Annotated in this window: 22 protein-coding genes; 14 read left to right on the forward strand and 8 right to left on the reverse strand. The window is 43.1% G+C overall.

Going from position 1 to position 24,018, the window contains the following annotated elements:
• The 8 genes from M2353_RS03680 to M2353_RS03715 all read left to right on the forward strand — a co-directional run bounded on the left by M2353_RS03680 (position 1) and on the right by M2353_RS03715 (position 12,493).
• Positions 1-1,758: a WD40 repeat domain-containing protein gene (locus M2353_RS03680; RefSeq protein WP_284724969.1), complete on the forward strand. Its 1,758-nt coding sequence runs from the start codon at positions 1-3 to the stop codon at positions 1,756-1,758.
• A 281-nt stretch (positions 1,759-2,039) separates the two neighbouring features.
• Positions 2,040-3,122 carry a bifunctional diaminohydroxyphosphoribosylaminopyrimidine deaminase/5-amino-6-(5-phosphoribosylamino)uracil reductase RibD gene (ribD, locus tag M2353_RS03685; protein WP_284724970.1) on the forward strand — a complete coding sequence of 361 codons (1,083 nt, stop codon included), beginning with the start codon at positions 2,040-2,042 and terminating at the stop codon, positions 3,120-3,122.
• A gap of 116 nt (positions 3,123-3,238) precedes the next feature.
• Positions 3,239-5,761, forward strand: coding sequence for an exosporium glycoprotein BclB-related protein (locus tag M2353_RS03690; RefSeq protein ID WP_284724971.1), 2,523 nt, complete (start codon positions 3,239-3,241; stop codon positions 5,759-5,761).
• Positions 5,762-5,903: 142 nt separating this feature from the next.
• Positions 5,904-7,499 (forward strand): sensor histidine kinase, encoded by a 1,596-nt coding sequence (locus M2353_RS03695; protein ID WP_212361153.1) that lies wholly within the window; start codon positions 5,904-5,906, stop codon positions 7,497-7,499.
• A gap of 3 nt (positions 7,500-7,502) precedes the next feature.
• Positions 7,503-8,201 (forward strand): response regulator, encoded by a 699-nt coding sequence (locus M2353_RS03700; RefSeq protein WP_025206910.1) that lies wholly within the window; start codon positions 7,503-7,505, stop codon positions 8,199-8,201.
• Between the two features lie 2 nt (positions 8,202-8,203).
• Positions 8,204-9,181, forward strand: coding sequence for a tripartite tricarboxylate transporter substrate-binding protein (locus M2353_RS03705; protein ID WP_284724972.1), 978 nt, complete (start codon positions 8,204-8,206; stop codon positions 9,179-9,181).
• 191 nt (positions 9,182-9,372) lie between these two features.
• Positions 9,373-10,671, forward strand: a complete 1,299-nt coding sequence (gene citM, locus M2353_RS03710; protein WP_024719341.1) for an Mg(2+)/citrate complex secondary transporter CitM — start codon at positions 9,373-9,375, stop codon at positions 10,669-10,671.
• Positions 10,672-10,852: 181 nt separating this feature from the next.
• Complete coding sequence (locus tag M2353_RS03715) at positions 10,853-12,493, forward strand: M14 family metallopeptidase (RefSeq protein ID WP_216895728.1); 1,641 nt, start codon at positions 10,853-10,855, stop codon at positions 12,491-12,493.
• A gap of 63 nt (positions 12,494-12,556) precedes the next feature.
• Here M2353_RS03715 and M2353_RS03720 read toward each other — a convergent pair whose 3' ends face one another.
• On the reverse strand, positions 12,557-13,042 hold the full coding sequence (locus M2353_RS03720) for a phenolic acid decarboxylase (RefSeq protein ID WP_025206914.1): 486 nt from the start codon (positions 13,040-13,042) through the stop codon (positions 12,557-12,559).
• 112 nt (positions 13,043-13,154) lie between these two features.
• On the opposite strand from M2353_RS03720, the gene M2353_RS03725 reads away from it, so the two are divergent.
• The 3 genes from M2353_RS03725 to M2353_RS03735 all read left to right on the forward strand — a co-directional run bounded on the left by M2353_RS03725 (position 13,155) and on the right by M2353_RS03735 (position 15,449).
• A complete protein-coding gene (locus M2353_RS03725) occupies positions 13,155-13,712 on the forward strand; it encodes a PadR family transcriptional regulator (protein ID WP_284724973.1) in 558 nt (185 codons plus the stop codon).
• A 104-nt stretch (positions 13,713-13,816) separates the two neighbouring features.
• A complete protein-coding gene (locus tag M2353_RS03730; protein WP_047946767.1) occupies positions 13,817-14,923 on the forward strand; it encodes a nitric oxide synthase oxygenase in 1,107 nt (368 codons plus the stop codon).
• Positions 14,924-15,023: 100 nt separating this feature from the next.
• On the forward strand, positions 15,024-15,449 hold the full coding sequence (locus M2353_RS03735; RefSeq protein WP_284724974.1) for a hypothetical protein: 426 nt from the start codon (positions 15,024-15,026) through the stop codon (positions 15,447-15,449).
• A gap of 14 nt (positions 15,450-15,463) precedes the next feature.
• Here M2353_RS03735 and M2353_RS03740 read toward each other — a convergent pair whose 3' ends face one another.
• Complete coding sequence (locus M2353_RS03740) at positions 15,464-15,736, reverse strand: acylphosphatase (protein WP_039962563.1); 273 nt, start codon at positions 15,734-15,736, stop codon at positions 15,464-15,466.
• A gap of 122 nt (positions 15,737-15,858) precedes the next feature.
• Between M2353_RS03740 and M2353_RS03745 the strand changes: the two genes are divergently transcribed.
• Positions 15,859-16,509, forward strand: coding sequence for an MOSC domain-containing protein (locus M2353_RS03745; protein WP_035703652.1), 651 nt, complete (start codon positions 15,859-15,861; stop codon positions 16,507-16,509).
• Positions 16,510-16,550: 41 nt separating this feature from the next.
• Here the strand turns inward: M2353_RS03745 and M2353_RS03750 are convergent, their stop codons facing one another.
• From M2353_RS03750 to map, 3 genes are all read right to left on the reverse strand, one after another.
• Positions 16,551-16,688, reverse strand: coding sequence for a YflJ family protein (locus tag M2353_RS03750; RefSeq protein ID WP_008341771.1), 138 nt, complete (start codon positions 16,686-16,688; stop codon positions 16,551-16,553).
• A gap of 134 nt (positions 16,689-16,822) precedes the next feature.
• The gene (locus tag M2353_RS03755) at positions 16,823-16,984 is read right to left on the reverse strand and encodes a hypothetical protein (RefSeq protein WP_008341770.1); all 162 of its coding nucleotides are present in this window, start codon (positions 16,982-16,984) and stop codon (positions 16,823-16,825) included.
• Between the two features lie 123 nt (positions 16,985-17,107).
• Positions 17,108-17,857: a type I methionyl aminopeptidase gene (map, locus tag M2353_RS03760; RefSeq protein ID WP_008341769.1), complete on the reverse strand. Its 750-nt coding sequence runs from the start codon at positions 17,855-17,857 to the stop codon at positions 17,108-17,110.
• 190 nt (positions 17,858-18,047) lie between these two features.
• On the opposite strand from map, the gene nagE reads away from it, so the two are divergent.
• Positions 18,048-19,412 (forward strand): N-acetylglucosamine-specific PTS transporter subunit IIBC, encoded by a 1,365-nt coding sequence (nagE, locus tag M2353_RS03765; RefSeq protein ID WP_284724975.1) that lies wholly within the window; start codon positions 18,048-18,050, stop codon positions 19,410-19,412.
• 18 nt (positions 19,413-19,430) lie between these two features.
• Here nagE and M2353_RS03770 read toward each other — a convergent pair whose 3' ends face one another.
• The gene (locus M2353_RS03770) at positions 19,431-20,189 is read right to left on the reverse strand and encodes a DUF817 domain-containing protein (protein ID WP_039168058.1); all 759 of its coding nucleotides are present in this window, start codon (positions 20,187-20,189) and stop codon (positions 19,431-19,433) included.
• Positions 20,190-20,383: 194 nt separating this feature from the next.
• Between M2353_RS03770 and M2353_RS03775 the strand changes: the two genes are divergently transcribed.
• Complete coding sequence (locus tag M2353_RS03775) at positions 20,384-20,887, forward strand: DoxX family protein (protein ID WP_017366814.1); 504 nt, start codon at positions 20,384-20,386, stop codon at positions 20,885-20,887.
• Positions 20,888-20,929: 42 nt separating this feature from the next.
• Here M2353_RS03775 and M2353_RS03780 read toward each other — a convergent pair whose 3' ends face one another.
• On the reverse strand, positions 20,930-21,517 hold the full coding sequence (locus M2353_RS03780) for a YjgB family protein (RefSeq protein WP_284724976.1): 588 nt from the start codon (positions 21,515-21,517) through the stop codon (positions 20,930-20,932).
• 102 nt (positions 21,518-21,619) lie between these two features.
• The gene (ltaS, locus tag M2353_RS03785; RefSeq protein ID WP_008341764.1) at positions 21,620-23,602 is read right to left on the reverse strand and encodes a lipoteichoic acid synthase; all 1,983 of its coding nucleotides are present in this window, start codon (positions 23,600-23,602) and stop codon (positions 21,620-21,622) included.
• Between the last annotated feature and the right edge of the window lie 416 nt (positions 23,603-24,018).

Genomic DNA, 24,018 nt, shown 5'->3' on the forward strand with positions numbered 1-24,018 from the left:
ATGCATAGAGGACCGATTACATCCGTTTTATCAACTCAGCATGACCAAATTGTCTACACAGGTGGCTATGACCGCTGTATTTATAAATGGGACCGTGCCACGGGAGAAGGAACATTCATTGGCAGTCACGAGCATATCATCAACTCTTTATCCCTTTCGGAAAATGGAACGTATTTAGCGAGTGCATCGTCAGACTATACCATTCAATTATATGATACTAGCACACATACAAGAATTCGTACGCTATATGGTCATGCGGATGACGTGGAAGCTGTCGCATTTGCAAAGCAGGATACGCTTCTTGTATCGGTGTCCAGAGACAGAAGATGCTTAGTTTGGGATATTGAAACGGGAGCCATTTTAAGAGAATTTCATGGACATAGCAAGGATGTATTAGCTGTATGGATTCATGAGGATAAAGCTTATACAACTGGTGATGATGGCTATGTCCTTGTATGGCTCTATGAAACAGGAGAAATTGTAGGTGAAATTGGCCCGTTTGATTATGAGCTGGATACCATCAGCGGCAGCAATCAAAAAGAAGTATTCGCCCTTGGTAGAGACGATGGCACGGTCATCATTTATGATGCCGCTACATTACAGGAGAAAAAAATCATTAAAGCTCATTTACAAGGTGTGAAACGTGTGAATTTTTCTCCGAGCGGTAACTACTTGCTTACAGCGGGTTATGACCATTTAATTAAGCTGTGGAATTATGAAACCGGTGATTTAATTGATACGCTGCTGCCTCATAAATATCAATGGGAGCGCTCGCTTGTTTGGACAGAAGACGAGCAAGCCATTTTAGGAGCCAGCTTTGGGAAAACGTATTGTGAATGGTCAATTCAAGAAGGAAAAGTGATCTCTGATGAGCAGGAATTGGCGACACCTTCTATTAATGATATTGCGTTGACTGAAGCGGGTGATATTATCACTGCATCAGATGACGGAAAATTCAGAAAGAATGGAATCGAAATAGCAAAATCAACAGGTGTTCTCACAAATGGAGTGGCTGTTGCACGGGATGGAAGCTATTATGCATGGGGCGATCATGCGAGTCAGGTGCATATTGTACACGAGTCATTGCAGCAAATGGTCTCTTTTGATCTCAACACAGGTCCTGTCAATAGTGTGTATTTCCATGAGAAGGATCGTCAATTTTATATCGGCACTTATGGCGGTTATGTGCATGTCATTTCGACAGAACACTTAAAGGAAATTGGCCGTTCTAAAGCACATGATTGCGCGGTCAAAGCATTAAAAGTAGAAGGAGATCATATCATCACAGCGGCAGTTGAAGGAACCATCTGTCTTCTTGATAAAAAGAGTTTGTCCTTAACAGCAGAATATATCGGGGCGACAGAGCTGTTAAATGATGTATTTATTGATAGCAAAAGAGATCGTATTGCCATTGTCAGCCGTGATAAAAACGTCCGATTGTTTGATTTGCATACAGGCAGAATTTTAAATCAGCACAACGAGCATCAATATTCCATTAAATCCATCACTGTGACAGACTCTGGCTATATTGTGAGCGGAGACTATTGGGGGTATATTGTGGTATGGAATCCAGAGCTAGATGTCAATACAGGTCCGATTCGAATTGCTAAGAATGGTATTAGTGCCATTAGACAACTAGGAGATGATGTGTATGCAAGCTCATATGACGGTGGTATTTATCATATTCGAGAAGATGGCACACATACGGAAGTACTGCGCTTATTTGAACAATTTCCGAAAGAAGTAATCTCTCATTAAGAAAAAGAATGTAAGCGGGGGATTCTCATGATAAGTGTTTGCAAGGAACATATGAAAAAAGGTCTGACTGTACTCAATTGTCCGCATGTGCTCCTCATTAATAAATATGAATGTCGCAAATGCTGTTTTTGTAAACAACGAGCATCATATAAACTGTTTTATTCCTTGCCTTACTATGATCGATCTGAAAAGAAACGGCTTGAGAAAGTATAGCACATGAGAATAGAACTCCTTCATTTTCTGAAGGAGTTCTTTCCCTTGAGAGAAGAAAGGAGTCCGAGATGAAAGACGATGTTTTTTATATGAAGCTGGCGATTGCCAACGCGAAGGCGATGAAAGGACAAACCTCACCCAATCCGCTTGTTGGTGCAGTGATTGTTCAGAGCGGTGAGATTGTTGGGATTGGTGCGCACATGAAGGCTGGCGAGCCTCATGCTGAAATTCATGCGCTACAAATGGCAGGAGAAAAGGCGAAGGGAGCTGACATGTATGTGACACTCGAACCTTGTACACATCACGGAAAAACAGGCCCTTGCACCGAAGCGATCATCAAAAGTGGTGTGAAGAAAGTGCTGATTGCCACCCAAGATCCGAATCCGGTTGTTGCAGGTAAAGGAATTGCCTTTTTGAAAAAGGCTGGAATTGAAGTGGAGCAAGGTATATGTAAACAGGAAGCAGATCGTTTAAATGCTCCTTTTTTTCATTTGATGCAAACAAACCTTCCTTATGTCATTTTAAAATCAGCTATTTCGATAGATGGGAAAATTGCCACGGCTGAGCAAGAAAGCAAATGGATCACAGGAATAGAGGCGAGAACAGAAGTGCAGCGCTTACGTCAAGAAGCAGATGCGGTGCTGACAGGAGTGGAAACGATTATTCAAGATGATGCCGGCTTAATTGTAAAGGATTCATTCAACCATCAGCCCATTCGTGTCATTTTAGATTCAACATTAAGGATACCGCTTCATGCCAAATGCTTAACAGATTATAGGGCAGAAACCATAATTTGTACATCACAAGATTATGATCATCAAAAGTATCAACAGTTGATACAAAAAGGTCATCAAGTATTTGTCACAAGCGGAGAACACCGGACAGATCTTCAGGATGTGTTACACCTGTTGAAGAAGCGCTCTGTGATGTCAGTGCTTGTAGAGGCAGGGGGCAGTGTGAGTGCATCATTTTTAGAAGCATCACTTGTGAACGAAGCTGTTATCTATATGGCACCTTTGTTGATTGGAGGGAAAGATGCACCTACTTTTTTTGAAGGAGAAGGAGTAAAAAAACTAAAAGAGGCGATCCGTCCAGCGGATATTGAATATAGTATGGTAGGAAAAGATTTAAAAATGACGATGATATTTTAACGATGGAGAGAGGTCCTTGCACGCAGAGTGCAAGACCTTTCAAATTTTTTGATAAAAATAAAATTGTACATACACCTTTATCGATCATGATGAATACGATGGATTGGGGTGATTCTATGAGAAAATGTAGACAATGCGGAAAGATATACCCAACTCATTCGACAGACCACTACCAAAAAGGAAGCTGGTATGATGCGTATAAGGATGATGGCTGGGAATGTGATAGTTGTAAGAAAGGTAAATCAGACAAACCAAGGAAACCAGTAAAAAATCCATGCTGCGGAAAAGATCCTTGTGTGTGTGTCATTCAAGGACCGCCAGGGGGAAGAGGAAGAAGAGGCCCAGCAGGTCCGGCGGGTCCAGTGGGTCCAGTAGGCCCAGCGGGTCCAGCAGGAGCAACGGGCGCAACCGGTGTAGGCTTAACTGGTATCGTAGCATTTGATCCAGCGGATGCCCCAACCTATCCAGAAGGTCAAGTGGTGACATTTGATGGAAGTACGTATGTGGCGAATACAGCTTCACCAACAGGTACGCCAGGTACGTCTCCAGATTATACATTACTAGCAGCTGCGGGGGATACGGGTGCCACGGGAGCAACAGGAACCGGAGCGACCGGTGCTACAGGAGATACCGGCGCAACCGGAGCGACAGGAGCCACCGGAGATACGGGTGCCACAGGAGCAACAGGAACCGGAGCGACCGGTGCTACAGGAGATACCGGCGCAACCGGAGCGACCGGAGCCACAGGAGGTACGGGTGCCACAGGAGCAACAGGAACCGGAGCGACCGGTGCTACAGGAGATACCGGCGCAACCGGAGCCACCGGAGATACGGGTGCCACGGGAGCAACAGGAACCGGAGCGACCGGCGCTACTGGAGATACCGGCGCAACCGGAGCGACAGGAGCCACAGGAGATACGGGAGCCACGGGAGCAACAGGAACCGGAGCGACCGGTGCTACAGGAGATACAGGTGCAACCGGAGCGACAGGAGTCACCGGAGATACGGGAGCCACGGGAGCAACAGGAACCGGAGCGACCGGTGCTACAGGAGATACAGGTGCTACCGGAGCGACCGGAGCCACCGGAGATACGGGAGCCACGGGAGCAACAGGAACCGGAGCGACCGGTGCTACAGGAGATACAGGTGCTACCGGAGCGACAGGAGCCACCGGAGATACCGGCGCAACCGGAGCGACAGGAGCCACGGGAGATACGGGTGCCACGGGAGCAACAGGAACCGGAGCGACAGGAGCCACGGGAGATACGGGTGCCACGGGAGCAACAGGAACCGGAGCGACAGGAGCCACCGGAGATACCGGCGCAACTGGAGCGACAGGAGCCACCGGAGATACCGGCGCAACCGGAGCGACAGGAGCCACGGGAGCAACAGGAACCGGAGCGACCGGCGCTACAGGAGATACAGGAGCCACCGGAGCAACAGGAGCAACAGGAGCAACAGGAGCGACAGGAGCCACGGGAGCAACAGGAACCGGAGCGACCGGCGCTACAGGAGATACAGGAGCCACCGGAGCAACAGGAGCAACAGGAGCAACAGGAGATACGGGAGCCACGGGAGCAACAGGAACCGGAGCGACCGGTGCTACAGGAGATACCGGCGCAACCGGAGCGACAGGAGCCACGGGAGCAACAGGAACCGGAGCGACCGGTGCTACCGGAGATACCGGCGCAACCGGAGCGACAGGAGCCACCGGAGATACCGGCGCAACCGGAGCGACAGGAGTCACGGGAGATACGGGAGCCACGGGAGCAACAGGAACCGGAGCGACAGGTGCTACCGGAGATACCGGCGCAACCGGAGCGACAGGAGCCACCGGAGATACGGGAGCCACGGGAGCAACAGGAACCGGAGCGACCGGCGCTACTGGAGATACCGGCGCAACCGGAGCAACAGGAACCGGAGCGACCGGCGCTACTGGAGATACCGGCGCAACCGGAGCGACAGGAGCCACCGGAGATACCGGCGCAACCGGAGCGACCGGAGCAACAGGAGCCACGGGAGATACGGGTCCAACCGGAGCAACAGGAGTCACCGGAGTCACAGGAGATACGGGTGCAACAGGGGCTACAGGAACAGGAGCCACGGGCGCAACTGGTGCAACAGGATCGAGTGCGATTATCCCATTTGCATCAGGTTTACCTGTCGCATTAACAACCATCGCAGGCGGTCTCGTTGGTACATCTAGCTTGGTCGGCTTTGGTAGCTCGGCAACTGGTGTCAGTATCGTAGGCGGAATCATTGATTTAACCGGAGCAGCAGGAACATTGTTAAACATGGCGTTCTCAGTTCCAAGAGCAGGAACCATTACGTCATTTGCGGGCTATTTTAGCACGACAGCCGCTCTTTCTCTAGTTGGCACGAGTATTACAGTGACAGCTAGCTTATTTGCTTCACCAACACCAAATAACAGCTTCACTCAAGTAGCAAGTGTCACATTAGCTCCAGCATTAACCGGAATTTTAACGCTTGGCGCTATCTCAAACGGAATTGCTACAGGGCTAAATGTACCAGTCACACCAGAAACAAGATTACTTGTCGTATTCTCGGCATCAGCTACAGGTCTTTCTTTAGTGAATACTGTAGCAGGCTATGCAAGTGCTGGTTTATCCATCACGTAATAGGCACACAGGGATGACTCAATACTGAGTCATCCTTTTTTTGTCTGTGTGAATTTTCTCTTAACTTCATGAGAAAAAATGATATGATTTTCTTAGAGTCTATTCGGGTGAATCTACTGAATTAGGGGTTGTGGCAGTGAGGATGGGCAAAAGGAAAGTCACTTTACAAACAAAAATTTTGGGGTTAATTATTGGTCTTTTACTTGTTGTTATTGCCTTATTGACCATTTGTTTTGGTTTTTTGCAGACATCAGAAAGGCAGAGCCAAGCTGAACAGCTGGCGGTGCAAACTGCTAGAACGATATCTTATATGCCGCCCATTAAAACATCGGTGGCCACGGGAGATTCGCAAAATGAAGAACAGGCTGTGCTTGAGCAAATGAAGGAGCAAGTAAGAGCACATGCCATTTTCATCACCAATCAAAAAGGAAAGGTTCTTTTTCATACGAATCATGAGGATGTAGGGAAAACCATCAGTGTGTCGGAAGGAAGAAGTACACTGCTATTTGGAGGAACCTCCATATCAACGGGTGATTCTGATGGTGAAACCGTTGTCAGAGGAAGTGCTCCGATCATGAAAGAAACTGGCAGTTATGAAGAGATTATTGGGACAGTCAGTGTCGAATTTTTAAAAAGAGATATCGATCAAGCGACAGCTCATCAACTCTTCAAATTAAGTTATATTGCCCTTCTTGTTTTGCTGCCTGGGGTTTTTGGAGCGATTTTTTTAACAAGGAGTATTCGAAAAGATATATTAGGGCTTGAACCGCATGAAATTGCTTCATTATATCGAGAAAGAGAAGCGATGCTGCATGCGATTAAAGAGGGAATCATTGCATTTGACCGTAAAGGTGCCATTACGATGATGAATACGTCAGCTGAACAGATGCTGCGCGTCTCTTCAACGCTGCCTCTTCATATTGATCAAGTGTTGCCAAATGCCAATCTTCTTTCCTATCTAAAGGTAGAGATGATTGAACCTAACATAGAATCAGTCGTCAATGATAAAACCTTCGTGCTAAATGTCAAAAAAGTGGTGCAGGACAATCGGGTATTTGGAGGAATTGTGAGCTTCAGGGAGAAAACCGAGCTGACAAAGCTGCTGGATACATTGACAGAGGTCAGTCAATATTCAGAAGACCTTAGAGCACAAACACACGAATTTTCGAATAAGCTGTACGCTATTTTAGGCTTGCTTGAGTTGAAACAAGTGGATGAAGCCATTGAGTTAATTAAAGAAGAGTATACACTTCAAAATCGCCAGCATGATTTACTCATGAAGCAAATTCGCTCTCCGAAGATACAAGCCATTTTACTTGGGAAGTTAGGAAAGGCATCTGAGAAAAAGGTTCATTTTCACATTGATGAAAATAGTTCATTGGAGCCGCTCCCAGCCCATTTAAGTTTATCTCACTTTATCACCATCATTGGCAATCTCGTAGACAATGCGTTTGAGGCTGTATTGAATAAAGAGAAAAGAGAAGTCAGCTTGTTCATCACAGATATTGGATTTGATATTATCATAGAGGTATCTGATTCAGGGGACGGTGTAGATGAAGGAGCCATTTCACAACTTTTCACAAGAGGACATTCATCAAAGGGAGAAGGGCGAGGTTATGGACTTGCCAATGTCAAAGAAGTGCTAGATGAACTTGGGGGCTGGATTGAAGTTGCGAACCAAAAAGAAGGCGGTGCCATCTTCACTGTTTATATACCGAAAGGCACAAAGGGGGAATAGGTTGTGATAAAGGTACTCATTGCGGAAGATGATTTTCGAATCGCTGCGATTCATGAATCTTATATACAAAAGGTACAAGGCTTTCAAGTGGCCGGCAAGGCAAAGAGTGCAAAGGATCTATGGGAGGCACTTCAAAAAGAACAAGTGGATCTCATTTTACTTGATGTCTACATGCCTGATGAGCTCGGCACGAACCTTTTGCCGCTGTTAAGAGAGCGCCATCCTGAAGTGGATGTGATCATTATCACGGCTGCAACGGAAACGATGCTGTTAAGAGACGCATTGCATTATGGAGTCGTTCATTATTTAATCAAACCAGTGACCGCCCAAAAATTCACGCAGGTTTTAACCGAATATAAAGAGAAGAGAGAGTTAATCAATTCAAAAGAGGAAGTCAATCAAACGATGATTGATCTGTTTTTTGGTCAAATACAGGAAGAATCGCAGCAAAAGGATGAGCGAGACTTGCCAACAGGCATTAATTCATTGACTTTGGACAAAGTGAAAACATTCATGGCAGCAGAGATGAACGGAATTACAGCGGAAGAACTCGGAGAAAAAATGGGCGCATCACGCACAACAGCAAGACGATACGTAGAGTATCTTGTGACAACGGGAGAATGCCGGGCAGAGCTGGCGTATGGAATCATTGGTAGACCAGAACGGAAATATTATCCCGCCAAAAAACAAACGGAGTCATAAAAATGAAAAAAGGAATACTCTTACTCATTTTGGTCTGCCTTTGTACAACGCTCACCTTTAATGAAAAAACAGCAAAAGATTCTTTCCTGGACCACAGCCCATTATATATTGTGGTATCAGGTGTACCTGATGGCGGATTTGACCAAACAGCTCAAGTGATGAAAACCGTGCTAGAACAAGAAAAGCTAGTGGAAGAGCCTGTGCATATTCTTTATCAAAGAGGCGGAACGGTTGATAAAGGATGGACCTATATGATGGAGCGAGATGCCAATTATATCAGTTTAAATTCAAGCTTATTATTAAGCCGTAATTTGCTGGGCAGCAGTAACGTGACCATGAATGATGTCACCCCGCTTGCTATTCTTGCGGAAGAGTGGCAGGTAGTCGCAGTGCCAGTTGATTCTCCTTTCTCAGATGGAAAGGAGCTATTACACGAATTAAAAAAGAAACCAGATTCCTTAAAAATTGGGTTTGCCCCGGACTTTGGAAATGATGATCAAATCTCATTCGCACGGGCTGCCGAAATGGCAGGAATTGATCCGTACCGCATTCAGTTTTTAAAATTTGACAGTGCAGATGATTTATTTCAAGCACTCATTGACCATGAGGTAGATGCGGCAACCACGACCATTACAGAGGTTCGTCATGATTATGAAAAGAAAAGGCTGAAGCTTGTTGCGACCACAACGAATCAGCGTTTAGAAGGATTCAAAGACGTGCCCACTTGGAAAGAACAGGGGATTCCGCTCATCTTCTCTCATTGGCGTGGTGTGATGGGACCAAAGCAAATGAATCAGCACGACATTCGAGCATGGGATCAGCTTCTTCAAAAAATGACGCAAACGAAGTCGTGGAAAAAGCAGTTAAAACAAAAAGGCTGGACAGGCCGTTATATGAACAGTAAAGAAGCAAAGGTCTTTATGGAAGAGCAATTAAGGCGATATGAGCAATTTATACAAGGAGAAAAAGCGGTCAAATGAGACCGCTTTTTTTCATGGAACCAACAAAGAACAACAATTGCACAAAATGAACAAAAAGCATTTATCGACCAAAAAAGAATTAAAATTCATAATATTTACTTCAATTCAGGCGTCAGATATCATGACAGAAAGGGTTGGAAATGGGATACCAACATTTAATGAAAGCGTATACAACATAAGGGGTGAACAAAATGTTAGCGATCTTAGGATTTCTTATGATGGTTGTATTTATGGTTTTAATTATGACGAAACGTATGTCTGTTCTAACGGCATTGGTATTAACACCGATTGCATTTGCTCTTATTGCAGGTTTTCATTTTACAGAAATTTCAGACATGATTGTCAAAGGTGTACAGCAAGTTGCACCAACGGCGGTCATGATCATGTTTGCCATTTTGTACTTCGGGATTATGATTGATGCAGGTTTATTTGATCCGATGGTGGCAAAAATTTTAAACATCGTCAAAGGCGATCCATTAAAAATTGTTGTCGGAACAGCTGTCCTGACGATGCTTGTCGCACTTGACGGTGATGGAACCACAACGTACATGATTACAACAACAGCCATGCTTCCGTTATTTACATTGCTTGGCATTCGTCCGATTATTTTAGCGGGTATCGCCGGAGTCGGCATGGGGATTATGAATACGATTCCATGGGGAGGGGCAACACCTAGAGCGGCAAGTGCACTTGGCGTTGATCCATCACTTTTATTTGGCCCGATGATTCCAGTCATTGGCGCAGGGGTTTTGAGCATGATTGTGGTGGCATACTTTCTTGGGAAGTCTGAAAGAAAACGTCTTGGTGTTATTGAGCTCGAACAGCCGATTCATGCCAATGAAATGGCAGCGGCACTGCAAGATGATATTAAGCGACCGAAACTTTGGTGGTTTAACCTGACACTGACTTTGCTATTGGTTCTTTTGCTAGTGTCAGGAAAAGTAAGCTTAACGGTTCTGTTTGTTCTTGCCTTCTGTGTTGCCATTATCGTGAACTATCCGAATTTAGAGCAGCAGCGTGAGCGGATTGCGGCTCATTCAACAAATGTTTTGGCGATTGCTTCGATGATTTTTGCGGCAGGTGTTTTTACAGGCATCTTAACTGGGACGAAAATGGTTGATGAAATGGCGATTTCGATTGTTTCAGCTATTCCAGAGCAGCTTGGCGGGTTTATTCCAGTCATTGTCGCGCTAACAAGCGGGATCTTCACTTTCTTTATGCCGAATGATGCATACTTTTATGGGGTACTGCCGATCCTATCAGAAACAGCGGCAGCATACGGTGTCGATAAAATTGAGATTGCGAGAGCATCTATCATTGGTCAGCCGATTCACATGTTAAGCCCACTTGTTCCATCGACTCATTTACTTGTTGGACTCGTTGGGGTATCACTAGATCAGCATCAGAAATTTGGCATGAAATGGGCGGTTCTTGCAGTCGTCGCCATGACAGTGATGGCGGTTCTCATTGGAGCCATTTCGATCTGGTAATGAGAAGAGTGTCTGCTGCTCATGCAGGCGCTCTTTTTTAGGTCCTATTGCAGGGCAAGCTCCATTCATTTGCCCTATATAAAGCCATGCATGATTCCTCCAAAAGATATATTTTTGAAAAATGCTGACACTTTTGCTGTTTTTTTCTTTATAATGCAAATCAACGAAGGGAGAGGATAGCATGTCCAAACAGAAAAGTACCATTCTTTTTGCTGCTGTATGCCTCATGGCAGGAAGTTTGTCGATGGTGACCCCAGCTTCAGCGAATGCAGAGACCCCTTATTATGGAAAAAGCTATGAGCAGCCAGCCTCGGTTCAAAAACTGTATCCTGAGCCTGACGAAACGTTTGATACCCCTGCTTTTCAGAAAAAAGGAAAAGCATTTACCACACAAGAAGAGCTTCAAGATTTTTTACGTGACATTGTCAGTAAAAGTCCTTACGCCACGCAGAAACAGATTGGAACATCCATTGAAGGCAGGTCCATTCCAGCCCTCTATTTTACAAAGGATCGTCACATCTCTCCACTGTCAAAAAAGCCAACGATCTGGCTTCAAGCACAAATACATGGAAATGAACCAGCCTCAGGTGAATCTGCCCTTGTCATCGCTAAACGACTAGCAGGTGATGAAGGAGAGCGTATCCTGAGCCATGTCAACGTCATCATTGTCCCAAGAATCAACCCAGATGGTTCTTATGCATTTGACCGCAGGCTTGCAAACGGAATGGATGGCAACCGTGACCACATGACACTAGAATCTCCAGAGCTGACAGCCCTTCATCAAGAATTTAATCGCTATGCGCCAGAGGTCGTCATTGATGCCCATGAATATGATGTCGGTCAAAAGCAGTTTGAAGATATCGGTGCATCAGGTGCTCTCAAGTATCACGATTTGCTAATATTATCCGGTAAGAATTTGAACATTCCTGAAAGCATTCGTTTCACGTCAAATGAATTGTACGTCAACGGAGTGCGTGAAGCATTGACGAATAAGGGATTTTCCAACGATTTATATTATACAAACACAAGAGGGAAGGACGGAAAGATCGACCTTTATGAAGGCGGAACTGATGCACGAATTGGCCGAAATGCCTTGGCGCTTTCACCAGCTTTATCCTTTCTTGTAGAAAGTAGGGGGATTGGAATTGGCAGAGAGGACTTTACCCGGCGCGTGGCAGCACAAGTCACCACTCATGAAAAAATCATTGAGACAACAGTGAAGCATGCTAAGCAGGTGAAGCAGCAAATGGTGACGGAGCGGCTGAAACTTGTGAAAAAAGGTCTTCAATCAAACGATGATGATCAAGTGGTCATTCAAGATGCTTTCAAGGCGCCTGTGAACGATTCACTTGAAATGGTGGATATTGAGAAAGGACAAACCACCAATGTCCCGGTACGTTTTCATAGTGCAAGTGATGCGGTACCTGTATTGACAAGAGAACGGCCAACAGCTTATCTCATTCTCCCTGGACATGAAGGGGTAGATCGAAAACTTAGAACTTTAGGACTGAAAAGTGTGACTTTGCCAGTTGGCATGAAAGTGCCAGTTCAAGCCTATGAGGTGACAAAACGAGTGGAAACAAGCAAAACAGAGATTCAGCTTGAAACGAGACTCGTTGAAAAGAAACGACAGCTACCAAAAGGAACAAAGGTATATGTGACTGCACAGCCAGAGACCAATTTGTTGTCACTTGCCCTTGAACCAGAATCAAAAGACAGCTATATGTCATCAGGTTTTATTGCATCGAAAGTAGGCGATGAGCTACCAGTTTACCGATTCTTGTTATCTCAAAAGACGTTAGGTATAAATAAAAAGGACTAAAATCAAGTTCATTTTAGCCCTTTGTCAACCAACCTAGAAGCGGCACAGTGCGTGCCGCTTTTTCTATTTTCGTCCAGCTCTGATCTCATCGGTCAAGCCTTCATACGGTGCTTCTGCGATAATCGTTTCATCGTTTACCCCAGCATGGTGGATGTACGTAATGTCTGCGAATTCTGGTACGACATACTTCGGATAGGTTTCATATTTTTCACGGGATTCTTTCATGAGGTCGATATAGTCATTTTGATAGCAAACGGTGATATCTGGACGTTCATGCACCCATTTTGGGAAGAAAATGACGCCATGCATGCGTTTTTCCTCAGGCATAAAGTTTAAAGACACGTCTGTCCCAGTCGGTTCCGTCCAGGAAACTTTGTATACCCCTTTTGTCAGTTTCACAATATTCACTTCTTGATCACGAACCCAGCGGCCTCCAACCATTCCGCTATGAATGCGGTAATCAATGGTGTGATCATTTTTAATGTAAATCTCATATTCCCAGCCATTTTCATACGTATAAATCATATGAAGTCCAACGAATTGATCCATGTTTATTCCTTCTTTCAATTAAAATGATGTTGTTTCAAACATGTCACGATTTACATGTTTATTTTAGGTGTATGGTATACTATTGTCAAAGAATATGCGTTGGAGGCATGTCATGAGAGTACTGAAATATGCCATTCTTGGCTTACTAGATCAGCGTGAGCTAACGGGATACGATATGAAGAAACACTTTGAAGATTCCCTTGGACAGTTTTGGAGTGCGAAGCATAGTCAAATATACCCTGAATTAAAGCGGCTAACAGAAGAGGGTTTTATTGAATTTGATATTCACATACAAGGAAAGAAGCTAGAGAAGAAGGTTTATCAAATCACTGATGCAGGAAAAAGAGAACTGCATCAGTGGTTAAGGAAAAAAGGCCCGATTCCAGACACAACAAAAGATGAATTTATGTTAAAAACGTTCTTTATCTCATCTATGGATCAAAAAGAAGCGGCCGGTCTCTTCTCACATCAGCTGCAGGAGCGAACAAAGAAAGTAGAGATGCTTGAACAGAAACTGAACGTTTTAACAGAAGAAGATCCATCTGCCCAATCACTGCATTCAACACAATTCGGGCATTATTTAGTACTGACAAGAGCAATTGAAAGGGAAAAAGGGTATGTTCGCTGGCTCCAAAAGACCCTTGAAGTCATTGATTCATCCATTGTCTAAGGACAATCGTCGCACGATATGATAAAAAATGGTTTGAAACAAGTGAATTTATCAATAGAAACCGCTACAATGGATATATTCGTATTAAAGTGAGGCGAGTATGTTTGAGTAACCAAGAAGCGTTGTGGAATGAAGCAGAAGCTTTTATTTCTGTATGCTATGAAGAATTAGGCAAGTCAAATGAAGAAAAAGCAGCACGTCTGCATGAAATAAAAAAAGAAATTGAGTCTGACGGGATGTATACTCATACGCAGGAAGAATTAGCTCACGGGGCAAAAATGGCATGGCGCAACAGCAACCGGTGCATTGGGCGCTTGTTTTGGTCAACACTGCATGTGCATGACTGCCGGCACGTGACAACAGAAGATGAGGTGAAAGAGGCACTCTTTCATCATATTGAGTATGCGACAAATGGGGGTAAAATCAAACCGTCCATTACCATCTTCCCACCAGAGAATAAGGGACGGAAGGAAGTCGTTATTTATAATCATCAGCTCGTTCGTTATGCGGGATATGAGTCGGAATATGGCATCATTGGGGACGAGGCATCACTTGAATTAACCAAGTTGTGTGAAGCGCATGGCTGGAAAGGCGAAGGCACGCATTTTGACCTTCTGCCACTTATGTTTCAGCTAAAAGATCAGCCGCCGGTTCTGTATGATCTTCCGAGAGAGATCGTTCAAGAGGTAGAGATCACTCATCCTGAATATGATGGGTTCGGTGATTTAGGACTGAAATGGTATGCTGTTCCGATTATTGCTGATATGAAATTAGAAATTGGCGGCATTCATTACAATGCGGCACCGTTTAATGGATGGTATATGGGAACAGAAATTGGCGCACGAAATCTAGCTGACGAAAACCGCTACAATATGCTGAAAAAAGTTGCTTCTATTTTAGGACTGGACACGACAAAGAATGCGTCACTTTGGAAGGACAAAGCCATTGTCGAGTTGAATGTGGCGGTTCTTCATTCTTACCGGGAAGCAGGGGTGACCATTGTGGATCATCATACAGCTGCCCATCAGTTCAAACAATTTGAAAAACAGGAAGAAAAGGCTGACCGTAAGCTGACTGGTGATTGGACATGGCTGATTCCGCCAGTATCACCAGCTGCTACGCATATCTTCCATCGTCACTATGACAATACGATCGTGAAACCGAATTATTTTTATCAGGAAAAACCCTACCACGGGACGGAAAGAGCCTAGCGAAAAGCTGGGTTTTTTTGTATGAAATGAGTCTTTTGAATGTTGTTTGATTTGGTAAATGATGGTTTAATGGCGGTGAAATCAAAAAGGGGGAATATAGATGAAAAAAATGACGTTGCTCATATTTTTGGCTGTATTCAGTTTCAACGGATTTCTACCGCTAGGTGATGAGAGAGCTAAAGCAACTACTGGAACAATAGTTCAGAATGTCATCGATTTAAAGGTGACAACCGATCGTTCAACTTATACTTCGATTCATCCTCAGGTCAACGTCAACATGACCGCAACAACAAATGAAACACTTTATTATACAGCTGCTATTCGAAAACTTACTTTCCCAGTGACACCAGTCTTTACACACGAAGGGTCTATATCTGGACAAAACGCTTTCGCAGCACCTACTCGTTTATTACTTCCTAACAGTGGATCAGCCAACTATGATGTTCATGTGAGTCTCTACAAAGATGCTTCACGTACAACCTTGATTGGTTATTATGTTGCAAACCCATTTACTGTTGTGAAATAAAGGACACATATCAACTATCCTCTAATCCGAAAGTCTTGATAATGGGCGAACTTGGTGAGCGGCTCCATGTCCAAATGTGTGACTTTTGAAAATGGACTACCTTTACGGACGGTCTCTAAAAAGTCAAAAACCTCCTGCTGCTCTCCTTCTACTTTTAACTCCACGTGACCCTCATCTGTGTTGCGTACCCAGCCTTTTATCCCTCGATTGACGGCTTCTCCTTGAACAAAATATCGAAAACCGACTCCTTGCACTCGTCCTTTTACAATAGCGTGATAATGAACCAATGTCATCTCTCCTTTTTTCTCATCGTACCATAACCTGCCTCGTTCCTTCACGTACCGACTATGATTTGACTGTCAAACCATGTAAAATAAAAGTAATCAGACAATCAAAGGAGATGGCGAGAGTGGGGCAGACAAGGTACGACATCGAAGGAATTCAAGTAGGACAACCTATCACCACCTATGTGAATGGTAAAGAAATCAAAACAGCCATCAACAAAAAGCGTATTCACGAGCCTGTTTATTTGAGTAAGCTCAATTTTGATGGAGACGGCCAAGGTGATTTGGTTCATCACGGAGGTGATGATAAAGCTGTTTGCGTCTTTCCATATGATCACTATACTTATTTTGAGCAATTTTTAGGGGTGCCGTTACAGGAGGCAGCCTTCGGTGAGAACGTGACCGTGCATCAGCTTGTAGAGACAGAAGTCCGTATTGGTGATGTATTTCAGTTTGGGGAAGCGATTGTTGAGGTCAGCCAGCCAAGACAGCCATGTGTGAAGCTCTCTCTTAAGCATGGAAACATGAAGCTTGTGAAGGAAGTGCAGCAAACGGGATATACCGGTTTTTATTTGCGTGTGCTGAAAGAAGGAATGGTCTCTCCTGATGAAGCTCTTGTGTTAGTCGAAAAAGCGCCCCATCCCATCACTGTCCACGAAGTCAATGAAGTTAAATACCGTCAAGTAGATCAAAACAGGCTGAAAGCAGTTCTTGAAGTAGATGCCTTAGCAGATGTGGTCAGGAAGTCTTTAGAAAAACGTGTTCAGCCCATATAAAAAAGCCGTACATCTGATATGGATGTACGGCTTTTCAACATTTAAGAGCTCGTTTTCTTTTGCTCAAGAAGATTTGCAAGGAAATAAGTTTTAAAGCTTTGAAGCTTTCTTCCTTCATGCTTGGTCACACCAAGCTTCTTTAATTCTTCGACATACCAGCCTTTGCTACCATAATGCATGATAGAAAACTCCTTTCAATGGAAACTGCCTGCATTGTAACATCTCAAAAAAGGACGTGAAAAGTGTGCAGGTGTTTAGAAATGAAAACTGATTCTATCTGCCTATGATCTATGTATATGCTGGAAATAATCATTTATGAATTTGGCGGGTTGAGGGTAACGATGATCATGCCGACTGTCATAATCATGATGACAATACCGAGGTAGGTCATCATGGATTGTTTTTTCTTAATACCTACAACCGTTAAAATAATACTTTCAATAAAGAAGATAACACCGATGATGATGAACCACATATCAAATAAGACCCCTTTCGCATATCTTTGCCTATTTTACCACAGGCATTTTTGTTTAGTCGTGACAGATTCGTGAAACGGGCATGAAAAAATCCCCTCCAGTGAAGGAAGGGACCTGCTTGCTTACAGCTTTGTTAAAATAATCGGTTCGTCTTTTGTGATCACAATCGTATGTTCAATCTGTGCGACCAGGCTCTTATCAGGTGTTTTAAATGTCCAGCCGTCATCCGCTTGATAAATCGATTCAGCATTTGTTGAAATAAAAGGTTCAAAGGCGATGACTGTCCCATTCTTAAACAAAGCATTATCGAATGGATCATAATAGTTCAAAATATGGTTAGGTGCTTCATGCAGGCTTTTCCCAATACCGTGTCCTGTCAAGTTCTTAATGACGGTAAATCCTTGTTCTTTCGCTGTATTGTAGACCGCACGGCCAATTTGATTTTGTCTTTTACCGGCTTTCGCGTGCTTTAATCCTTCAAGGAATGCATCCTCTGCACACTGGCATAATGCTTCAAGACGAGCATCTCCTGTACCTAAAACGAATGAAATCCCAGTATCGGAATAATATCCATCAAGCTCTGCTGAGATATCAATATTAATGAGGTCGCCCTCTTGTAAAATGGTTTTTTCACTTGGAATGCCATGTGCGACTTCATCATTGACACTGATGCAAGTCGTACCGGGGAAATCATATTCTTTTTCAGGAGCTGAATTGGCTCCATGCTCTTCTAATATTTTTTTCCCAATCAAATCTAATTCTTTTGTAGACATGCCTGGTTTCGCTTGGCTTTTCATTTCTTCTCTTGCCAAAGCGACAATTCGGCCGACTTTTTTTAAGGCTTCTAACTCATGATCATGTTTGACAATCACTGTTCATTCCCGCTTTCTATAACTTCATTCTATTCAATAGCTTACCACATTTTACGCCAAAAGAGTAAAGGCTGAGATTCGGGTGAGATGTGGACAAATTGGTATAGATAACTAGATGTGCATATGATATATTTTTTATGAACATCATGAGAGATTTGTTCATGATGATGACGAAGGGGGGAGAAATAAGATGGTGTTTCAGTTTTTTCAAAAGTTAGGAAAATCATTTATGCTTCCAATCGCTGTGCTTCCTGCAGCAGGTATCATTTTGGCTATTGGGCGGGAGGATGTATTTAATATCCCGTTTATTCATGCGGCGGGAAATGCAATTTTTGCGAATTTGGCTTTAATTTTTGCTATGGGTGTAGCGATCGGTATTTCAAAGGACGGTAACGGGGCAGCGGCGTTATCTGGAGCGATCTCTTATTTTATTTTGTCAGCTGGTACCACGTCGATCAATTCGACCAACAATATGGGGGTATTGGGTGGTATTTTGTGCGGACTTTTGGCAGGTTACGTTTACAATAAATTTAAGGACACGAAACTGCCGGAATACTTAGGTTTCTTTAGTGGAAGACGGCTTGTGCCAATTATGACAGCACTTTTTACCATTCTATTAGCAGCCGTTTTTGGATATGTATGGCCTCCAATTCAAAGTGTGATCAATGATTTGGGAGAGTGGATTTTAAGTCTTGGAGCAACGGGTGCCGGGCTGTTTGGCTTCTTTAACCGCTTGCTCATTCCATTAGGACTTCACCATGTGTTGAATAATCTATTTTGGTTTCAATTCGGTGAATTCAGCGGAGCGACAGGTGATTTAGCACGGTTCTTCAAAGGTGATCCAAGTGCAGGTGTCTTTATGACTGGTTTCTTCCCAGTGATGATGTTCGGGCTGCCGGCGGCATGTCTCGCGATGGTTGTGACCGCAAAGCCTGAAAAACGAAAAGCAACAGCCGGTCTTATGATTGGAATGGCACTGACGTCATTTATTACAGGAATCACAGAACCAATTGAATTCTCATTTATGTTTTTATCTCCACTTTTATATGGTGTTCATGCGATATTAACTGGTCTTTCGCTCTTTATTGTCAACACCTTAGGCATTCATAGCGGTTTCGCTTTTTCAGCGGGTGCGATTGATTACGTTTTAAGTTTTGGAATTGCGCAAAAGCCCATTCTGTTACTTGTGGTTGGGGTCATCTATGGCGTGATTTACTTTGTTGTTTTCTATTTCCTGATTAAATTGTTAAAGCTAAAAACACCGGGCAGGGAAGATGATGACATCGAAGATATTTCAGGTGATGATACACATACTGCTGGAGCAAGTATGCTCGTAGAGGGACTAGGCGGCAAAGACAATATCACCACAATTGACCATTGTGCGACCCGTCTTCGTTTAACAGTAGATGATACCAATTTATTAAATGAAGGTACATTGAAAAAAGCAGGTGCAAAAGGGGTACTGACGTCAGGAAAAACTTCCGTACAAATCATCATTGGAACAAATGTCGAATTTGTCGCCGATGATCTTCGCAAGGAAGTCGCTCGGGACTAAAAAAAGCGTTCAGCCAGATCAAATGGGCTGAACGTTTTTTTGTTTTCGCTGTTCGATCACCAGTACAATGCTGATGACAACAAGTAAAAACCATGAACTGATTTTACCAAGATGGACGAGAGACCAAGCATGCTGCTGATTTGGATATTGCCATGCTCCTAAAAAGGTCGTGACATTTTCGGCCACCCAAATAAAAAAGCCAATCAGCAAAAACGAGATAACAAGCGGCATACGAAAGGTCGATGAACCGACCTGAAAGGACACGGTTGTTTTTCGAAACACAACCACTAGGAGTAATGTCAGCCACCAGCGTAGATCATAAATCCAGTGATGAGTAAAGAAATTGAGGTAAATACATAAACTGATCCCAATCGAAAGATACGGGTGAGGCCACGCATTCACCTTCACGCGAAGCCGAGTCAGTGCCTGATAAATATAGCTTGCCACGCTCGCATACATAAAACCGCTATAGAGCGGAACCCCAAAAATTTTCGAATAAGCCTCTTCAGGATAGGACCAAGAACCCATATGTACTTTGTAGATTTCTAAGCCTATTCCAATCACATGAAAGAGACAAATAACCTTCAACTCTGTCAGTGTCTCAAGCCGCAGCATCAGCATGAGGAGCTGTGCGATAAGGCAAAGCAGAAGAATAACATCATATCGAGGAAGAAAAGGAATAGACACGATCTTTGATAGGGCAAGCGCTGTAAAGATCATGACGGGGAATAGGCATGAAATAGCCTGTAAATAAGCAAAATGAAATAATGTTTTCATACAAAATGTAACCCCTTTTTACTGTCTGAAATAACTTAGACGGAAATAGCAAGGGAAAAGTTTACCTCGACTAGATATTCATGAACAATTTGTGAATATATATGTGAAAGGGATCACAAATGATATTTACATAGTATAATAAGATCATAAAGAAAATGTGAAATATTTCACATAATTTAAAAGGAGGCATCATCATGTTTACAAAATTCTTACAAACGAATGTATGGGCAGCGGTTATCCTTTTGGCAGCAAGACTTTATATCGGATGGACTTGGCTGACATCTGGTATTGGAAAACTAACAGGTGGATTCGATGCATCAGGATATTTGCAATTTGCCATAGCTGAACCTGTTGTGAAAGATGGACATCTTGTTTATCCGTTCTATGTCTGGTTTTTAGAAAATGTCGCGTTGCCAAATGCCGGACTCTTCAGTGTCATGGTCATGTGGGGAGAAATCTTAGTTGGTCTAGGACTAATTGTTGGATTGTTCACAACAACAGCAGCCTTTTTTGGAAGCGTGATGAATGTCTCTTTCTTACTAGCTGGAACCGTCTCTGTTAACCCGCTTCTTCTTCTGATCGCCGTCTTTATCATAGCAGCGAAAGGAAATGCCGGAAAATTTGGTCTTGATTATGTAGCAGGTCCAGTCCTTAAGCGAAAACTGAAAAGAAAGCCGCATTTAGAAGTGGCATCATAATAAAGAAAAGCATCCTGAGCAAAAATTCAGGATGCTTTTTATTTAGGAACCGGCTTTGATGAGGTTAATATGCACCACAGTCAGCTCGTGCTGACTGATATCTGGATCATGTCCGACGATAAATTCGAGCTCATGATCACCGGTCTGATAAACGTATTTCTTCTCTTTTGTTTGCGGGATGGTGCTGACTGAATCTGCTGGTCCAAGCTGTTTCTTTAATAGGGAAGGAGTCATTCCTCCGATATTCGTTTCTTTTTCTACATTTGTTCCAAAATAACGGATTTCGTTAATCTTGCCTTTTTTGTCATAGTGAAAAGCAAATCCTGGGTTCCCCATCTCAGCATGATACAAATCAAAGCCGTTTTGACCCGTTTCTGGATAAGGCTGTCCTAGTTTATGCCGAACGTCTTTTTTTGTTTGAACCTCTATTTTGAGTCCTTCTGCATAGTATGGCATTTGTCCTTGATGTGCTAGCTGATAAATGCTGTTTAGCGCTGCTTTCGGACCTTGAGGAATGGACTGTTCTGCCTGCGTTTGGGTCAGGGCGTGCGCTGAAATCGCCGGGCTAAAACCGAATAAGGTAGAAGAAGCGAGTGAAGCGGTCACGACAAAAGCTGCTGTTTTTTTCATGAATAATCAATCCCTCCTTCTTCAACTATACCCGGTGCCATGTGGATCAAACGTAAAAAGCCCCAGCTGATCTTGGATCGGCTGGGGCCTTAAATGAGAAAGTTATTTGGAAGACGAGCTGGATTCATCTTTGGCGGAAGAAGAATCTTTTTCATCCTGTACTTTCTTTGTGTAGTCATAATCATTTCGCTCAATTGGTGTAAAGCCTTTAGGTTTGTAGAAACGGAGTAAATCTTCCGTGACAATCTTATCAGATGTCTCTAGCATCTTTTTCACCGTTTCGTTTTCTTGTGATGCCTTTTCAGTCGGCTCGATTTTTTCACCTGTTTTGTTGCTGTAATAGTTGTTGCCTACTTTCGTGTAGTCCTTAGACACGAAGTCTCCATTTCTAAATGGCACAAGCTCTTTAAAGTTCTTCGATAAGATATCAGAACCAGACATTAAATAGTTCTTCGTATCATCTCCGAGCAGGTGGAGAAGGGTAGGCGCAACATCCACTTCACCAGAGTATTTATGAATCTGTCCGCCTTTTACGCCTGGCACATGGATAAAGAGCGGCACACGCATAAGCTGGGCATTTTCATAATCTCCAATTTTTTCGCCAGTCACTTTTTCCATCGCTTCATTATGGTTTTCTGAAATGCCGTAGTGGTCACCGTACATAATGACGACGGTATTGTCATAGAGACCAGATGTCTTCAAGTCATTAAAGAACTGTTCAATGGCTTCATCTAAATAATGAGCAGATTGGAAGTAGTTATCAACGACGGAGTCTCCGAAGTCGCCAGGTTCAAAATCAGTATCACCTTCATCCATACCAAATGGGAAGTGGTTTGACAGCGTAATGAATTTTGAATAAAACGGCTGTTTCAGATTTTCAAGCATTGGCATGGATTCTTTGAAGAACGGTTTGTCTTTCAATCCATAGTTCTTCGTATCTTGTTCATTCATATCGTAGTACTCAGAATCGTAAAATCTGTCATATCCAAAGGACTTAAACATTTCATTTCGGTTCCAGAACGTTTTCGTATTCCCGTGGAATTCTGCGGACGTGTATTGGTCCTTTTTCAAAATGCCAGGAAGCGCCTGATATGTGTTTTGAGCTTTGTTAATAAATACAGAGCCTTGTGATAATGGGAAAAGCCCCGTATCCATCATAAATTCCGCATCAGATGTCTTTCCTTGTCCTGTTTGATGGAAGAAGTTATCAAAATAAAACGTTTTGTTGTCATGGGCTAATGAATTTAGGAAAGGAGTGACCTCTTTTCCATTCACCTTGTAATCAATGACAAAGTTTTGCAGTGATTCAAGAGAAATCGTAATGACGTTCATGCCTTTCGCTTTCCCGTAATAAGCTGGGTTAGGATCAGCGCTGTTCGCCTTTAGATAATTCTCTACATCTGTTACGTCACTTGAATTTGCCAGGGCACGCTGGCTGTTTGATTTCACATTTTGAATGGCATCAAACACCGTAAAATTATAAGCACCCAAGTATTTGACTAAATAATTGCGGTCGAACGATCTTGATAAAAGCTCTGGGCGATCAATTTCTGCTGCGATTAAGTTGACAACAAAAATCAGAACAGAGGACACAAGAACGAGTCTAAACGATTTTGTTTTTTGAACAGGTACAGTCGCTGTACTTGTTTGCTGCTGTCTTTTCATGCGGACTGCGAGTACGATCAAGATGATGGTATCGAGAAAGTAAAACATATCAGTCCAACGCATGAGTGAAAATGCACTATCACCTAATTGTCCGCCATTCGTTCCTGCCTGCATCACTGTAGGCAGCGTGATAAAGTCATTGAAGAATCGATAGTACACGATGTTTGCGTAAAGTAAAAAAGACATGAAAAAGTGAATCACAATGATAGCGGCAGGCTGCCATTTTTTCTTGAACAATAAAGCAAAGCCAAGAAAGAACAAGCTGGAGCTAATAGGATTCACAAAAAGCAAAATATGCTGAAGCACATTTGATATACCAAGTTTAAATTCGATTAAATAAGCTGTATACGTCTTGAGCCATAACAAGATGGCTGCAATCACAAAGAAGCCGAGGCCTCTTTTTTGAATAAATGTTTTCATTTAAACACTCCTTTTCTCCGTTAAACGGAAGAGGCGGAACGAAAGAAAACGAACCATTAGAATATACCATGAAATGCACAAATAGAAAAGTCATAACCGGTCAGCACCTAAGGCAGCCTGTCCGAGCTAGAGTTGGGAAGACATCGAAAACATTCGATTTCCGAAAAACTTTTTATGAAATTCATCCTATTATTGACAGAAAATTCTGGTATTTTCCTGTTGCTATATCAATAAAACAGGTAAAAAGACACAAGTCTAAAGAATTAATTTGATTTCTACAATGGTGCTTTTAGGTGAATTTCCAGTGTTTATTAATGTTTATGCAGGTTAAGTAAAAAAAATGAGGGAATGAATGGATGAAATCACTGGATAATAATTCCTCCATGAAAATATATTGATATATTTTATTGCTTCAT

Origin of the sequence: Bacillus aerius (genome assembly GCF_029894105.1) — a bacterium.
Classification (GTDB): domain Bacteria; phylum Bacillota; class Bacilli; order Bacillales; family Bacillaceae; genus Bacillus; species Bacillus altitudinis.